The organism is Arthrobacter sp. MYb213, assembly GCF_002979915.1.
In the GTDB taxonomy this organism is placed as follows: domain Bacteria; phylum Actinomycetota; class Actinomycetes; order Actinomycetales; family Micrococcaceae; genus Glutamicibacter.
On the sequence record NZ_PCQA01000004.1, the window covers coordinates 323962 to 337683 of the forward strand.

A 13722-nucleotide genomic window follows, 5' to 3' on the forward strand; every position below is an offset into this window, starting at 1 on the left:
GCTTTCACAAATCTTTAGAAAGGCTCAAACATGGCACCACGTATAGCTAGCTCGGCTGCGGACGCCGTCGCCGAAATCAAGGATGGTTCAACCGTCTTGATTGGTGGCTTCGGTAACGCCGGCCAGCCGATGGAACTGATTGACGCGCTGATGGAATGCGGCGCCACGGACCTGACCGTAGTGAACAATAACGCTGGTCAGGCTGACGCCGGCCTTGCGTTGCTGATCAAGGAACGCCGGGTGAAGAAGATTATCTGCTCCTTCCCACGCCAGTCGGACTCATGGCACTTTGATGAGGCCTACCGCGCCGGTGAAATCGAACTTGAACTGGTTCCACAAGGAAACCTCGCCGAGCGTATCCGTGCCGCAGGTGCGGGCATTGGTGGATTCTTCACCCCAACCGGCTACGGCACCTTGTTAGCTGAAGGCAAGGAAACTCGCGTTATTGATGGTAAGGGTTATGTTTTGGAAACCCCCATCAATGCAGACTTCGCGCTGATCAAGGCACTGACGGCTGACACCATGGGCAACCTGGTGTACCGCAAGACCGCCCGTAACTTCGGTCCGATTATGGCTACCGCCGCCAAGCAGGCCATCGTTCAGGTGGACGAGGTAGTCGAGGCAGGCAACCTAGATCCTGAAAACGTCATCACCCCAGGGATCTATGTAGATACCGTTGTGGCACTTGGAGGAAATAAATAATGAGCAACTACTCCAGCACTCAAGAAAAACTCAGTCGCGATGAGATGGCTCAGAAGGTCGCCGCGGATATTCCATCCGGTGCCTTTGTGAACCTCGGAATCGGACAGCCGACTAACGTCTCCAACTTCCTGACCAATGAGCAGGGAGTCACCCTACACACCGAAAACGGTATGTTGGGTATGGGCCCGGTTGCTACCGGGGAAGACATTGACGAGGATCTGATTAACGCAGGCAAGATTCCGGTCACCGAACTTCCTGGCGCCTCGTTCTTCCATCACGCTGATTCCTTCGCAATGATGCGCGGTGGGCACTTGGACGTTTGTGTACTTGGAGCCTTCCAGGTATCCGAGGCCGGCGACCTAGCTAACTGGCACACCGGCGCCGAAGGTGCAATCCCTGCGGTCGGTGGGGCCATGGATCTGGCTATTGGCGCGAAACAGACTTGGGTCATGATGAGCCTGTTCACCAAGACCGGCGAATCAAAGCTGGTCGAGGCACTTTCCTACCCGGTCACCGGGCTTGGCTGCGTCTCACGAATCTACACCGAGGTAGCAATCTTTGAATTACGAGATTCAAAGGTCTTCGTACGTTCCGCACACGGAATCAGCTTCGAAGAACTGCAGTCCAAGGTTTCGGTTGAACTGACCAAGGCCTAAAACAAAGTAGATTAGTGGGGGTGCTTTACCAATATTTTGTGTAAGGCACCCCCACTTTTCAATACCAGCGGGCCGTTGTGATGGTCTGTGCAAGGAGTTTCGTGAGCGAGCAGGGTGCAATTACTACCTCCGTGCAGTCTTTGGCGCGCGGACTTCAGGTGATCAGCAGCTTTGATGCGGACCATCCGTCGATGACGCTATCTGAGGTTGCCGTGCGAACCGGGCTGTCCCGCGCGACCGCGCGCCGATTCCTACTGACCTTGCAAGAGCTTGGATATGTCCGCTCGGACGGCAAGTACTTCGAACTCACCTCCAAGGTTTTGCAACTAGGCTATGCGTACCTTTCTAGCGCCACGTTGCCGCAGCTCATTGAGCCGGTCTTGGAAGAACTCTCGGCTAAGGTGCATGAATCTGCGTCGGCGTCCGTGCTTGATGACTCTGACATCGTTTATATCGCGAGGGTCCACACCCGCTCGATCATGCGCGTGGGAATCTCGGTGGGTACCCGATTCCCGGCGCTGAATACCTCCATGGGCAGGGTGCATCTGGCCTATCAGAGCCAGGAGAAGCAAGATGCCGTGGTGTCTGCTGGGGTGCCCGCGGGAACCGGTGTAGGCATCGATAATCCGCAGGATTTGTTCGCGGAACTGCACAAGATCCGCGCTCAAGGATATGCGGTGGTGGATCAAGAATTGGAGATTGGGCTACGCTCGGTCGCCGTACCGGTGTTCGGTCCCGACGGAAACGTGGTCGCTGCGATGAACGTGTCAATGAGCGTGCACCCGAATACCGTCGAATCTGCCGAACAGGCCGCACAGAAGATCTTGCCTGAGCTGCTAAACGCTTCGCAGCAGGTATGTGAAGCCTTGGCCGCAAGCCGCTAAGCGGCTTTGCGTTACTTCGGCTTTGCAGGATTCCAATCGATATCGGCGCAAGCGATTATAGTTGCGAGTAACCCGAGGGATCAAATGCTGGCCGCATGAATATGCTCGGTGGCCGCAGCGCACGCGTCTTGCGCGATCATCACATGGTAGCCGTGGTCCACGGCGGCCAGGGCGGTGCTTTCCACCGAAATATTTGTTGCGACCCCGGCGATGATCAAGGAATCAATTCCGCGGAAATTAAGCACTTCTGCCAGCTGGGGGCTGATTCCACCGATTCTCTGATTGGTGAGCACCACGTCGTTAAGCTTTGGCCCAAGAGCCTCGATGATCGTTGCAGAGTCGGAACCTTCGACTAAACATCGGGCCTGTTTGACCATCTGGAGTAGCGGCTAGTTGAGCTCCATATCTACGTCGCGGCGAGCGATCTGTTCTTGGAACAAATGCGCGAAGGCACCATTTGGTCCAATAATGTCTCCTTGATTGTGAATGGAATTCATCGCGGTTTTTGCCGGATCAAAATTCGTGGGGTGCTTCGTTGCATGGCTGCCGAACGCTTCAACAAGGTTCGATTACAGCCCGCCATGAGCCGATGATATGAGCCGGCAATTTTAGTTACAGCCGACGCAGATCCCGGCGGATCGGGTGCTCCTCGGGCACTTGCACCAGCACGATGCGGGTCCCGTCGGGGTCCTGAATCCATCCTTCGATGAGTCCCCAGGGTTCTTTGTGGGCCTCACGAGTAACCGTGGCTCCGCGGTCGATCAGCAGTTCCAACTGTGCTTGCTGCCTCGCGAACCTGCAGCCAAAGCACCAGCGTGGCGTCGGGCCCGGGATCCCGCTGGCCGGAAACTTCGAGTAATCCGTTGCCAAGAAAAAACACCAGTCTGGGCCACTTAGAATTGCCGAATTCGCGGGCCACGGCTAGCTGCAACACCTCGCGGTAGAACTTTTGGGTCTCGATCAGGTCCACGGGTCATAAAAGTACGCGGCTGGATAGTCCATCCATGGGCTCTAACCTAGCCGCCGGCCGGCGCACTGCCTAGGGCAGTGGTGTGGCCCGTCCCGGCAACACTTGACTGCCGGGACGGGCCCATTCGGGTCTACAGGTAGCAGGAAGGACGGTAGCCCGGATCTGCCGGGCCATCGGTGGACAGGGCGTTGAGTACCCAGCGGTGGACCACAGGATCAACTGCCACGCTGGCGTGGGACGAGATGTCCAGTGGGCACTTGTCCTGGAGCACCACATTGGTCACATGTGCACTATCGCCCTGGAGGGCTTGGGACTTGTACGGCATGACGACCTCGTCGTACTTGGTGGAAATGACCGTGTAATCCACGCCCGGGACGGTGTCTCCGATCGAGTTCAGTTCGGTGAGGAACTTGCTGCCCGCCACCTGGTCGGCGCAGGCATCACAAACCCAGCCAACATAGTTACCGGCAAGTTTCACTCCGGTGGGGCTTTGCACCAAGATGCCCTGGGTGCCGTGGCTCGACGGTGCGATCGCCACCAATTCATTGACGTACTTCGCCCCGCCCATGTGGCCCATGTACCAGCGAGGCATCATTCCACCCTGACTGTGCCCGACGAGGTCCACCTTCTTGGCGCCGGTGGCCTGGCGGACGCGGTCAATGAAGTCGCTGAGTTGGGCTGCCGAGTCGGGTACATGTGCCGCACCCGAGATACCGTTTTCAAAGCCGTAATTCAATGCGAAAACACAATATCCGTTGCGCTTGAGCTTGGGGGACAAGGAGATCCAGTTGACGTCCATGGTGACAAAGGTTCCATGAACGAGGACTACGGGATACGGATGTTCTGCATCGAGTTCGCAATCCCAATCATTAGCCCCCGATGGGCTGATGCTCAGGGAAGAAACTGTCTCGGCTTGTGCGGTGCTTCCCGCGCTCGGCACGATGGCCGGGGCGGTGAGCGTTGCAGCGGCTAGGCAAAGTGCGGCCAGACCGGAAAATATGCGTCGTTGCATGGTGGTCTTTCGGCTGGAAATGATGGGTTATCACTCGTTACTGACGAGTAATAAATGCTTATCCTCACAGTAGATTGAGGTGCTGTCTAGGGTTGATTTTTGATGAAAAATTTGCTGAAGCTAAGATTTGGGATTCTTAAGGGATCCGGAGGGGGCGGTTGAAAGTAAGATCTCTATCTATCGCCTATCAGCGGTTTACTTCATTAAATTCCACTCTCACCACCGGCCTTTTGGGCGAGCTTGATTTCACTGGAGCATGGATTCTCGCCCAGAGGATGCCGCCCGCTTGCGGCCTTACGCGGTCGGTGGCGGTGGCGCATTGTGACGCGAGTAGTAATCAAAAATTACTTGTATCTTCAAGCAAATGCGGTATTCTGGTCTTGTGGGAGCTTCCGTGGAAGCATCGCGATCTCCGACTTCGTATCCACCTTTGGGCCTGGCCCACGAGCAACTTATGAGGAGCTGACCTGCCATGAGCAATCTGCTAAGCGATGTGCGTTCTGCCAATTGGAGTAGCAATCCGCAATCTGCAGCCGTGCTGGTCTTCCTGCATGGCTATGGCTCAAACGAAAACGACTTGAGCTCGCTGGCAGAGCCGCTGGGCTTGGGCCTGCCATGGGCTTCGCTACGGGCACCGATGGAACTGGGGCAGGGTGGCGCGGCATGGTTTCAAATCATCACTCCTGGCGTACCCGATGCGACGCCAGTCGAAGCGGCTACCGCAGCGATCTGGGCCTGGATCGATGAAAATGTGGATCCAGAAACTAAGATCATTCCCATCGGATTCTCCCAAGGTGGTCTGATGGCAAGTCAGTTGCTGCGAACCCGCCCGGAACGCGTACTGGCCACGACAATTCTTGGTGGCTTCGTCCTCGGCGGGAAACAGGCAGCCGACGCTACGCTCGTGCAACAGTTGCCGGAGGTGTTCTGGGGTCGCGGATCCGAAGACCGCGTGATCGCGCAGGTTGCAATCGAGCGCACCGCCGAATTTTTGCCTCGTCATTCATCGTTGACCCAACGCATCTATCCCGGCTTGGCATATGGGATTAATATGGATGAACTGAACGATGTGCGCAATTACGTCCGCACGCAACTAGGCGCTGGTTCGGTCGACGAAGTCTAAGCAAAGGAAAATAGTTTTACGTGCTTCCTTGATTTTTGGTGCAGAGCACACAGGTAATCTTGGTTCATGGCCACTATGAATCAGGCGTTGGCGGAAATCCACGAGGCGATCGCAAAACTCCATCGTGCCGCCGCGCATGATCAGGATTCACGGCGAGAACATGTAGCGAGTTGGCTCGATGATCTTTTTGTTGATATCAAAACCCGAGAGCAGTTGTCTGAGGCATCCGGCGAAGCCTTGGGACTTTACCGCGGCGGTATGGGCTCATTTCATGATGTGGGCACCGCTGTGATGGCCGAAGCGGTGGATGGGCTAAATCGCGCACTACACGCGGCCCATGGAAGGGTATTGCGCGGCTAACCGCTTGTGCGGTTCCGCGCATGTGGGACGTACTCGAATGTGCGAAAGGTGCGGCCAGTGCCATGGTGGCACTTGACCGCACCGCGAAGAATTTCATCTACGCAGCAACGGTTTCTTCGACTTCTCTGATCTTTGCATACTCATTAGCTAGGCGGGTTTTCCGCACGCTCCAGGTGTGGGTCAGGATGATCAATGCAACCCCGGGAACGAGCCACAGAATCAGACGCAAGATATCCATGCCGATCGCTTGATCTGGGAAATAGACCAGGGTTTGCACCGCATGTAGCCACCCCGCGCCGTTCCAGAAGGCATTTAATGCGCCGTAAAAACCAGGCTGCATTTCTGGTTGAAAAATTCCACCCGAGCTGGTGAAATTCAGGGCGACGAAGCACAGGGTCAATGCGGGGGTGGTCCAGTGCCGCAAAAGGGGATGTAAACCTAGGCCTAGCAGGGTAATGCCAGCTGCATAGACCCAAGAAATGAGCCAAATCCCGGCGTGATGGCTGTTGATGACCTGATATATCGGTCCGGCAATCAATACCGCAATCGAAGCCACTACCGCTGCAGCAACTGCCGCCATGGCAAAACGAACGGGAAGTTTGACCTTGCCCATGAAGCCTGCAATTGGCACCGCGCTGGCATAACCACCGATACTTAGTGCCACCAACAAGAAGAATAGCCCCTGACCGGTAGTGTCTTGTTCTCCGGTGGAAACCACATCTTCGACGTGGAAACGTTGCCCCTGCTCAAAAGCAAGATTCATGAAAATCTTCTGAGCGATGTTCAGCGATGTTTCCGAAGCTGCACTGGAAGCAAAGAGGGTTGCCGTCGAGTCCTTGGTTTCGTAAGCTGCTACGATTTCTCGCTGCTCGACGAGCTTTTTAGCGCTCTGGGAGTCAGGTACGGTGCGCACGCTCAGTGCTCCGTCTGCCTCGTCCTGAAGAGACTGTGCGAAGACCTTGGACTGCGCAGAATCACCAACCACCGCCACCTGGACGTTATGAGGTGTAGGTGCGTGGAATGCACCTAAGTAGAACAAGCCCATAATCGCGCAAAGGAAAAATGGGATCAGCATGGTCAAAACCAGCTTCCCCCAACCAAGCTTCGCGGGCTTGGCTGCGGGAGCCTTCTTTGGCACGGGCGTGCTTGCGTGTCTGGAAGAAGGGGTTTTAGCGGGGGAGGTATCAGTGAGAGTCATTAGATTTAAAGAATACCCGTAATGTTGCATTATGCAACATTGAAAGTGTGTTTATTGCGCCACGTACTAGACTCGAACTATGGGCACCGAACAGCGAGAGACTGATATCCAATCGGTCTACCTACACATGCAAATGATCACCCGACGTGCCAATGCGCGCGCTCGACAGCTGGCCGAACCGCTGAGTCTGGTGGAGCATTCGCTCCTGCGATTTATTGCAGATACTCCCGGCACCCGGGCCACAGACATCGCCGAAGCCTTCGCGTTAAACCGTTCGACAGTCTCCCGGCAGGTCGGGACATTACTAGATTTAGGCTATGCCGCTTATGACGACGCTGAGGCAGGCCGTGGTCGCGTACTAGGGCTGACCGATCTGGGACGAGAGAGATTAGCAGCTTCTGCCGCTGTGCACCGCGACGCGGTCAACGATCGCTTAGCGGGCTGGAGCGAAGAGCAGATCTCGTCATTCGCGGCGGCGTTGGAACGCTACAACGTAGCCGATTCACAGTAGCAGCCGCCCAAGTAGCTTTTAGAGTTAAGCAATCCGGGCAAAGCGCGGACCCTTGTAACCGTCGCGCTCAACAATTTCGTCAAACATCGCCAACGGGCGGGCCCAAAAACTGTAGTCATCGTAGAGCTTGCGGTAAAAGACCAGCGGTTCTTCGGTCTCACTGTGGTTGCCTACGGCCAGCACCTCGTAGCGCTGCCCCTTAAAGTGCTGGTAAATTCCAGGCTCGATACTCACCGTGGTGGCCTTTCTGATCAAGATGGTGCAAGGAAAATTAGCGAGGACCGTGCCCGGTACCGCCGCTGCGTTGGGCCAGCAGGTGATCCAGGATCGGTTCCAGGACAGCCAACCCGTCTTTCACGCCTCCGGTGGAACCGGGCAAGGTGATCACGAAACTATCGCCCGCGAACCCGGCCACTCCGCGAGTAATAATCGACAGTGGGGTGGACGCCTCACCGCGACGGCGAATGGCCTCGATAATTCCGGGCAGCTGCACATCCAACAGCGGGGCTACCATTTCGGGGGACTGATCATCGGGGGAGACCCCGGTGCCGCCGGTGACGATTACTACCTGGACGCCATGAGCCAATAATTCATCTACGGCAAAACGCACCGGCTGCCCATCGGCAACGACCTGTGGTTCACCCGTTTCAAAACCACGCTCGGTCAGCCACCCGGTAATCAGCGACCCGGTTCTATCTGTGGTGGTTCCTGCCGCCGCACTGGTAGAGGCGACAACCACCGCAGCACTACGCTCAGTCTCCACGAACCCAGTCACCACTCTTTCCACCAGACTTAGCCAACACCTTCACCGAGCGAACCTCGGCTTGCTTGTCCACGGCCTTGACCATGTCATAGAGGGTCAGTGCGGCAACGCTAGCAGCTGTTAAGGCTTCCATTTCCACCCCGGTGACACCCTTGGTGGTCACCTGTGCGGTAACCCGCACCGCAGAATCCTCTGCAGTGAAGTCGATGGAGACCTTGGAGATGGGGAGCGGGTGGCATAGTGGGATCAGTTCCCAGGTACGCTTAGCAGCCATGATTCCGGCAACTCGGGCGGTGCCCAGCGCTTCGCCCTTAGGCAGGTCTCCGGTCATCAGCATCTTAATGACCTCCGGGCGGGTGACGAAGATAGCCTCGGCGGTAGCCACACGCTTGGTGACGGCTTTGTCGCTGACATCGACCATATGAGCGCTGCCGTCTTCGCGCAGGTGGGTGAGTTTCTCAGACATTCATTCTCCAAATTTTAACGCTTTGCCCAGCGACCAGCTCGCTGACTCCTACCGGGATATGCACCAGCGCATCGGCGCGGGCAAGGTCATGGACCAGATGTGATCCTGGATCCAGGATGGTGACTTGACCATCTTGGATCAGTGCTCGGCGCACCTGATGTTTATGTTCCGGGGAACTCACCGTTTGCGCCAAGGGGAAGTGCTCCGGTTGCGGTTCAGGCAGTCCATTGAGCGCGCGCAGTAACGGGGTGAGGAATAGTTCAACCGAAAGTAGGGCGCTGACCGGGTTGCCCGGAAAACACAGTACTACGGCGTGCTCCAGCTGGGCGAAGCCCTGTGGCCCGCCCGGTTGGATCGCCACATGATGGAAATTGCCTCCACGCCCGGCGAGCGCCTGCCGGACCACTTCGTATGCGCCTGCACTAATCCCACCTACGGTGAGGATCAGATCGACTTGTTCTTGGAGTTGGTCGATAGCCACCGCGAACCGGTCTGGGTCATCAGGCAGCTGGAGGGTGCGCACATCTACCCCGTAGCGGCGCAGCAGGGCCGCGAGCATGGGGGAGTTGGCATCCGGGATCTGGCCCTCGGCCGGGTTGCTACCACCCAGTTCGTCACCGGTAGTGCACAGTGCCACCGTCAGTGTTCGGCGTACCGGGATCTCGCGTAGTCCGCTGGAAGCCAGGGCTGCGATCATGGTGGGGGTCAGTCTGGTACCGGCACTAGCCACCAAGGCTCCGGCTTCCAGATCAACTCCCACCGGGCGGATGAAACGTCCCGAGGCGCTGGGTGCGGTGAATTGTGCGTGACCGCTGACAGTGCCTTGGCCCGCACGAACCAGCTTTGGAAAAGTACCGAGGACGCTTTCTTCTACGGGGATGACGGTGTCCGCTCCCTGGGGAATCATCGCCCCGGTCATCACCGGACTGACGGTGCCCGGCTGGAGTTGAACCTGCCGGTCTCCGGCTGCCGCGGTGAAGCCCAAAGGCAGCGTTACCGGGGTAGTTCGGGAAGCTGAGAGTAGGTCGGCGCTACGCGCAGCATAACCATCCATCTGCGAATTGGTGAAGGCGGGGATGGGCAAGGCAGCAAAGAGATCTTCGCTGGTGACTTTGTCGCAGAGCTGCGCGCTTGCCACCGGGAGTAGCTGCGTACCCAAGGAGCTGAATACCGGGCGCAATAGCGCTTCAAGTTCGGAGCGATGGTGTTCTAAGGTGCAGGACATGGATTATCCGCCCGCAAAGGGCGGCAGTACGTCCACGGTCAGCGACTCATCATTGCCTAATGCACCGGCGTCGCGCCGGACTACGCCATTGATCAGGAAGCTTCCGGCGCGCAGTACCTGAGCCATCGCCGGGCCGTAGGCTTCACTGAGCTCTGTACGCAATTGGGCTAGGGTTTCTGGTTTGTTCCATAACTCCTGCTCGGTCCCTGCCGCCGCTGCGGCGGCAGCGAAGTAGCGTATCGTAATCTTCGACATGACTTCATGCTATCGCGCCGGCGCGCGGAGGACACGATGATGAGCGAACGCGACTTTCCAGCCCTTGTTGGCCCCGGGGCTGAACTGAGCGCAGAGCAGCGGCAACGGGCCGAACGGCAGCTTTCGTTGCCCGGGTTTAATCTCATTGCCCAGCGCCGGTTGGCTGCCGCCCGGGTACTGGTGATCGGCGCCGGTGGTCTGGGCAGTGCTTGCATCCCGTATCTGGTCGGGGCCGGGGTGGGCACCATTGGGATAGTTGATGATGACGTAGTTGAGTTATCAAATTTGCACCGCCAGATCACCCATGCCACCGCAAATATCGGGGTTGCTAAGACCGCTTCACTGGCCCAAGCGGCCACCGCATTGGACCCCAATGTGAGAATCATCGAGCACACACTGCGGTTGGACTCGGACAATGCGTTGGAGATCTTTGCGAATTATGACCTGGTGATCGATGGAAGTGACAACTTCCCGACGCGTTATCTAAGCAATGATGCCGCGCAACTATCCGGGATCCCACTGATCTGGGGATCAATCCTGCAACACCATGGCCAAGTTTCCGTGGCCTGGCATGAGCACGGCCCGGGCTACCGAGATCTCTTCCCAGTGCCACCGGCCCCGGGCACCGTGCCGGATTGTGCGGTGGGGGGAGTGCTGCCTGGATTATGTGGAACCATCGGTTCACTACTGGCCACCGAAGCGCTGAAACTGATTACCGGAATCGGTACCCCGCTGGTAGGTAAGGTGCTGATCTATGACGCACTGGCCGCCAGCACCCGCACCCTTGAATATTCACGTGACCCGCAAGCCGCAGAAGTGACCGGATTAATCGACTACGTGCTCTTCTGCTCGGGAGCACTACCGGAGGCTGGAGGTATCGACGCTGCCGCGCTCGCCGAAGCACTTGCCGGAACCGGCGCCCCGGTGCTGCTGGATGTGCGCAATGAAGACGAGCGGGCCGAGCAGCATCTTGCTGGTTCCCTGCACCTTCCGTTGCCTGACTTGGAAGCCGCCATTGAATCCGGTGCCACCCTCGAACAAATCCCCGCTCGCGTCACGGTGTACTGTGCCCGCGGCCCACGCTCGCAACGTGCCGCCGCATTACTGGCCGGCCGCGGAGTAGAAGCTAACTACCTTGAGGGCGGAATCCCCGCCTTGGCGGCACTGGCCCCGAACCTGCTGGCCGAACCCTCGAACGCTGAAGGAGCCTGACTATGAGCTATGCCTTGATTACCGAAAAACCCATCGACGAAGCCGCGGTACGTGACGCGGTACAGTCCGATACCGCCGGAGCGGTGGTGCTCTTTCACGGGATTATCCGCAATCACGATGGTGGGCAATCGGTGAACTCGCTGGACTACTCACATCACCCACAGGCCCAAGAATTCCTGGAAAAAATCATTGCCGAGGAAGAACAGCGCACCGGGCTGAAGCTTTCGGCTGTGCACCGCGTGGGTCCGTTGAAGATCGGTGATGCCGCACTGGTGGCTGCTTCGGCCGCAGCGCACCGCAAGGAGGCATTTGACGCGATCGAGAACCTAGTGGAACGCATCAAAGCCGAGGTGCCGATATGGAAAAAGCAACACTTCACCTCCGGTAGCTCCGAATGGGTGGGGCTGTAAAGCTACTGCTGGGAACGTTTTTCAATTGAGGAATCCTATGACAATCTGTGCGCGCAGGACCTTCGCGGTACTTGGTTCGATATCTTTAGTTGCGCTCAATGTAGGTGTTTTCGCTTTCTACAATCTGTGGCAAATTGCTGATACCGCTGCAATCAACCTTATGGAAACAGCATCGGGAGTGAACCCGGCAGCATTGCTTCCGCACTCTAACTTGATGTGGGTGGCCGCACATGGGTCGATCCTTGCAGTCGTGGCATTGGATGTTTTAGCGATCGCATTTGTCGCCGTGGCATTCTCTCCCCGCCACCGGCGAAACGCTTCTGGAGTGAGAGCCGCTAGTCTCTCGTCCTGACTCTTCAGCCCGACTCCATTACGAACATTTGACAGTCTCGGGCCGGCATCCTCGGCGTTTCAACGGAATCATGGCCGCTCTCCAGTCGTGGATAGAAGTCCTTCTTCGTTTGGCTGGAACATAAAGATAACTGACTCGTGGAGCTCATTTTGTCGGGCCACCGATTCAACGATCAGGCCCAGAACAAAGACCAAGATACCGCGCGCGAACCCAATGACGTGCAGCAGGACACCGAGCGGAGTTCAAAGGGCGATCTGGAACAAGACGCAGCCGAAGCACGACAAGACGAATCAGCTCACTTGTCCAGGGGCGACGTTGCAGAAGCTGAGACTGAGAAAGATACGAAGAACACGGCACTGGGTGAGTCGAAAGAGGTCACTGGCCAGCGTAATGATCCTGTTGACCGTCCGCTGACCGAGCACAGCCCGAGCAGCGAGAGAATCCTTGCCGTGTGGAAGGAGAAGGGCGGGAAAGATGCCGATTTCCCCAAGCCTCCTACCACCGGTAACCCTCAGACCGCGATGAAAAACCGTAAGCGCGTGATGGCCGGTGCCTCCGCGCAGCGCACCCAGTCACAGGAGTTGTCACGATGATTGGGCTTCCCCCTGAGGATGACACCACGCTGGATCTGGACGGCGAAGTGCAGGAACCACAACAGAGTCCCGCAAACGAACCGGAGGGTACAGAGGAAGAAGAGCGTCCTTTTGTGTATCAGGATGCCGAGCAATGGCTGCACGGCTACGCGCTTCCAAGGTATCTGCGCAAGCTAGGTCCCTCAGGGCGTGCTTGGGCACCGAACTGGTATGAGTATCCGGAAGTGTATTCACTGGTGAGCGCACTGTGGGAGACGTGGGAGCAGATGCGCTGGGATGGTCCCCAGCAGATTCTGGTGTTCTATCGTGATTACTTCTACCCGTTATTCGATCGTATGACCGCGTTGGATGGCCCGTTCCACGCTTATGACAAGGTGATGCATCCAGAACTTCCCGAGATGTTCCCGGTTCAGAAGGCACCGAGCGAATACTTTCGTTCAGCGGTGTAGAAGCACAGGACAACTCGATAGGTCGGTGGCGATTCCTTGCTGTGCTGTGCTGTGCCAAGAGCATAGAAATAACGACGTAGACCCTGAATTTCCTTCAGGGTCCACGTCCTCATTGCGGAGCTTGATAATACGGTAGTGACTCAGTCGTCGTAGCCGAAGGCTATTCTGGATCCTTTGCCAACTTCCATTAATGTCAGGTCCACGGACTTATCAGGTTGATCAGCATACACATGGTAGAAGTGTGCTGGGCCGCCGCGCTCGAACTCGACCATCGTGAAGTTGGAAGAGGTGACTTCTGCCGAATCCATGTCGGTCTTCAGCGCAGCTAGCTGTGTGTTCATGACTGTTTCGTCTAATTTGTCCATGATCACTGAACACGCTTTGTCATAGTCAATGGTTTCTGCAGCTTCAAGTAGTATTCGAACTGCTTCCTGAGGCTCGCTGATGGGTTTTCCTCTGTCGCAAGCCTGCTGCCTATCGGCTGAGCATCCTGTTGCCGAAAAAGTTAGCGGCAGGAGCAACAGTGGGGCAATAATCTTTGAGAAGAGTTTTTTGTTCACAAATGACCTTTGCAAATTGAA

Annotated in this window: 20 protein-coding genes; 10 read left to right on the forward strand and 10 right to left on the reverse strand. The window is 56.9% G+C overall.

Annotation, left to right across the window (positions count from 1 at the left end; all coding sequences use genetic code 11):
• The first annotated feature begins 30 nt into the window (after positions 1 to 30).
• From CQ011_RS11720 to CQ011_RS11730, 3 genes are all read left to right on the forward strand, one after another.
• Positions 31 to 702: a 3-oxoacid CoA-transferase subunit A gene (locus tag CQ011_RS11720; RefSeq protein WP_105677901.1), complete on the forward strand. Its 672-nt coding sequence runs from the start codon at positions 31 to 33 to the stop codon at positions 700 to 702.
• On the forward strand, positions 702 to 1358 hold the full coding sequence (locus CQ011_RS11725; protein ID WP_105677902.1) for a 3-oxoacid CoA-transferase subunit B: 657 nt from the start codon (positions 702 to 704) through the stop codon (positions 1356 to 1358). The genes CQ011_RS11720 and CQ011_RS11725 overlap by 1 nt, the downstream gene beginning before the upstream one ends.
• An 80-nt stretch (positions 1359 to 1438) precedes the next feature.
• Positions 1439 to 2242 carry an IclR family transcriptional regulator domain-containing protein gene (locus CQ011_RS11730; RefSeq protein WP_105677903.1) on the forward strand — a complete coding sequence of 268 codons (804 nt, stop codon included), beginning with the start codon at positions 1439 to 1441 and terminating at the stop codon, positions 2240 to 2242.
• A gap of 80 nt (positions 2243 to 2322) precedes the next feature.
• On the opposite strand, the gene CQ011_RS11735 is transcribed toward CQ011_RS11730, so the two are convergent.
• The 3 genes from CQ011_RS11735 to CQ011_RS11745 form a co-directional block, all read right to left on the reverse strand.
• Positions 2323 to 2619: a cysteine hydrolase family protein gene (locus CQ011_RS11735; RefSeq protein ID WP_219844209.1), complete on the reverse strand. Its 297-nt coding sequence runs from the start codon at positions 2617 to 2619 to the stop codon at positions 2323 to 2325.
• 235 nt (positions 2620 to 2854) lie between these two features.
• Positions 2855 to 3112: a VOC family protein gene (locus tag CQ011_RS11740; RefSeq protein WP_286161176.1), complete on the reverse strand. Its 258-nt coding sequence runs from the start codon at positions 3110 to 3112 to the stop codon at positions 2855 to 2857.
• Positions 3113 to 3342: 230 nt separating this feature from the next.
• Positions 3343 to 4224, reverse strand: coding sequence for a lipase family alpha/beta hydrolase (locus tag CQ011_RS11745; RefSeq protein WP_105677904.1), 882 nt, complete (start codon positions 4222 to 4224; stop codon positions 3343 to 3345).
• A 472-nt stretch (positions 4225 to 4696) separates the two neighbouring features.
• On the opposite strand from CQ011_RS11745, the gene CQ011_RS11750 reads away from it, so the two are divergent.
• On the forward strand, positions 4697 to 5347 hold the full coding sequence (locus CQ011_RS11750) for an alpha/beta hydrolase (protein ID WP_105677905.1): 651 nt from the start codon (positions 4697 to 4699) through the stop codon (positions 5345 to 5347).
• A gap of 66 nt (positions 5348 to 5413) precedes the next feature.
• Positions 5414 to 5707 (forward strand): DUF6966 domain-containing protein, encoded by a 294-nt coding sequence (locus CQ011_RS11755; protein ID WP_105677906.1) that lies wholly within the window; start codon positions 5414 to 5416, stop codon positions 5705 to 5707.
• Positions 5708 to 5804: 97 nt separating this feature from the next.
• Here the strand turns inward: CQ011_RS11755 and CQ011_RS11760 are convergent, their stop codons facing one another.
• On the reverse strand, positions 5805 to 6905 hold the full coding sequence (locus CQ011_RS11760; protein WP_181148094.1) for an ABC transporter permease: 1101 nt from the start codon (positions 6903 to 6905) through the stop codon (positions 5805 to 5807).
• A gap of 79 nt (positions 6906 to 6984) precedes the next feature.
• Here CQ011_RS11760 and CQ011_RS11765 point away from each other — a divergent pair, with 79 nt between their 5' ends.
• Positions 6985 to 7416 carry a MarR family winged helix-turn-helix transcriptional regulator gene (locus tag CQ011_RS11765; RefSeq protein WP_105677908.1) on the forward strand — a complete coding sequence of 144 codons (432 nt, stop codon included), beginning with the start codon at positions 6985 to 6987 and terminating at the stop codon, positions 7414 to 7416.
• A 24-nt stretch (positions 7417 to 7440) separates the two neighbouring features.
• On the opposite strand, the gene CQ011_RS11770 is transcribed toward CQ011_RS11765, so the two are convergent.
• From CQ011_RS11770 to CQ011_RS11790, 5 genes are read right to left on the reverse strand one after another with little or no spacing between them, the layout of a single operon-like run.
• Entirely contained in the window at positions 7441 to 7650 is a 210-nt protein-coding gene (locus CQ011_RS11770; protein WP_105677909.1) for a DUF1653 domain-containing protein, read from the reverse strand.
• 37 nt (positions 7651 to 7687) lie between these two features.
• On the reverse strand, positions 7688 to 8179 hold the full coding sequence (locus tag CQ011_RS11775; RefSeq protein WP_105678047.1) for a MogA/MoaB family molybdenum cofactor biosynthesis protein: 492 nt from the start codon (positions 8177 to 8179) through the stop codon (positions 7688 to 7690).
• Entirely contained in the window at positions 8169 to 8645 is a 477-nt protein-coding gene (gene moaC / locus CQ011_RS11780) for a cyclic pyranopterin monophosphate synthase MoaC (RefSeq protein WP_105677910.1), read from the reverse strand. Before moaC ends, CQ011_RS11775 begins: the two co-directional genes overlap by 11 nt.
• Positions 8638 to 9870 carry a molybdopterin molybdotransferase MoeA gene (locus CQ011_RS11785; protein ID WP_105677911.1) on the reverse strand — a complete coding sequence of 411 codons (1233 nt, stop codon included), beginning with the start codon at positions 9868 to 9870 and terminating at the stop codon, positions 8638 to 8640. Before CQ011_RS11785 ends, moaC begins: the two co-directional genes overlap by 8 nt.
• A gap of 3 nt (positions 9871 to 9873) precedes the next feature.
• A complete protein-coding gene (locus CQ011_RS11790) occupies positions 9874 to 10125 on the reverse strand; it encodes a MoaD/ThiS family protein (RefSeq protein WP_105677912.1) in 252 nt (83 codons plus the stop codon).
• A gap of 39 nt (positions 10126 to 10164) precedes the next feature.
• On the opposite strand from CQ011_RS11790, the gene CQ011_RS11795 reads away from it, so the two are divergent.
• The 4 genes from CQ011_RS11795 (at position 10165) to CQ011_RS11815 (ending at position 13141) form a co-directional block, all read left to right on the forward strand.
• Positions 10165 to 11337, forward strand: coding sequence for a ThiF family adenylyltransferase (locus tag CQ011_RS11795; protein ID WP_286161177.1), 1173 nt, complete (start codon positions 10165 to 10167; stop codon positions 11335 to 11337).
• A 2-nt stretch (positions 11338 to 11339) separates the two neighbouring features.
• Positions 11340 to 11747, forward strand: a complete 408-nt coding sequence (locus CQ011_RS11800; RefSeq protein WP_219844210.1) for a molybdenum cofactor biosynthesis protein MoaE — start codon at positions 11340 to 11342, stop codon at positions 11745 to 11747.
• 489 nt (positions 11748 to 12236) lie between these two features.
• Positions 12237 to 12692, forward strand: coding sequence for a hypothetical protein (locus tag CQ011_RS11810; protein WP_105677916.1), 456 nt, complete (start codon positions 12237 to 12239; stop codon positions 12690 to 12692).
• Complete coding sequence (locus CQ011_RS11815; RefSeq protein ID WP_105677917.1) at positions 12689 to 13141, forward strand: DUF4913 domain-containing protein; 453 nt, start codon at positions 12689 to 12691, stop codon at positions 13139 to 13141. The genes CQ011_RS11810 and CQ011_RS11815 overlap by 4 nt, the downstream gene beginning before the upstream one ends.
• Positions 13142 to 13281: 140 nt before the next feature.
• On the opposite strand, the gene CQ011_RS11820 is transcribed toward CQ011_RS11815, so the two are convergent.
• Complete coding sequence (locus tag CQ011_RS11820) at positions 13282 to 13701, reverse strand: hypothetical protein (protein WP_105677918.1); 420 nt, start codon at positions 13699 to 13701, stop codon at positions 13282 to 13284.
• Positions 13702 to 13722: the final 21 nt, after the last annotated feature.

Bases quoted from the DNA above. Each gene is read 5' to 3' on its own strand.
- CQ011_RS11755 (WP_105677906.1), top strand. From the start codon at position 5,414: ATGGCCACTATGAATCAGGCGTTGGCGGAAATCCACGAGGCGATCGCA.
- CQ011_RS11785 (WP_105677911.1), bottom strand. From the start codon at position 9,870: ATGTCCTGCACCTTAGAACACCATCGCTCCGAACTTGAAGCGCTATTG.
- CQ011_RS11790 (WP_105677912.1), bottom strand. From the start codon at position 10,125: ATGTCGAAGATTACGATACGCTACTTCGCTGCCGCCGCAGCGGCGGCA.
- CQ011_RS11730 (WP_105677903.1), top strand. From the start codon at position 1,439: ATGGTCTGTGCAAGGAGTTTCGTGAGCGAGCAGGGTGCAATTACTACC.
- CQ011_RS11735 (WP_219844209.1), bottom strand. From the start codon at position 2,619: ATGGTCAAACAGGCCCGATGTTTAGTCGAAGGTTCCGACTCTGCAACG.
- CQ011_RS11760 (WP_181148094.1), bottom strand. From the start codon at position 6,905: ATGACTCTCACTGATACCTCCCCCGCTAAAACCCCTTCTTCCAGACAC.
- CQ011_RS11800 (WP_219844210.1), top strand. From the start codon at position 11,340: ATGAGCTATGCCTTGATTACCGAAAAACCCATCGACGAAGCCGCGGTA.
- CQ011_RS11750 (WP_105677905.1), top strand. From the start codon at position 4,697: ATGAGCAATCTGCTAAGCGATGTGCGTTCTGCCAATTGGAGTAGCAAT.
- CQ011_RS11765 (WP_105677908.1), top strand. From the start codon at position 6,985: ATGGGCACCGAACAGCGAGAGACTGATATCCAATCGGTCTACCTACAC.
- CQ011_RS11745 (WP_105677904.1), bottom strand. From the start codon at position 4,224: ATGCAACGACGCATATTTTCCGGTCTGGCCGCACTTTGCCTAGCCGCT.
- CQ011_RS11815 (WP_105677917.1), top strand. From the start codon at position 12,689: ATGATTGGGCTTCCCCCTGAGGATGACACCACGCTGGATCTGGACGGC.
- CQ011_RS11725 (WP_105677902.1), top strand. From the start codon at position 702: ATGAGCAACTACTCCAGCACTCAAGAAAAACTCAGTCGCGATGAGATG.
- CQ011_RS11720 (WP_105677901.1), top strand. From the start codon at position 31: ATGGCACCACGTATAGCTAGCTCGGCTGCGGACGCCGTCGCCGAAATC.
- moaC (WP_105677910.1), bottom strand. From the start codon at position 8,645: ATGTCTGAGAAACTCACCCACCTGCGCGAAGACGGCAGCGCTCATATG.
- CQ011_RS11795 (WP_286161177.1), top strand. From the start codon at position 10,165: ATGAGCGAACGCGACTTTCCAGCCCTTGTTGGCCCCGGGGCTGAACTG.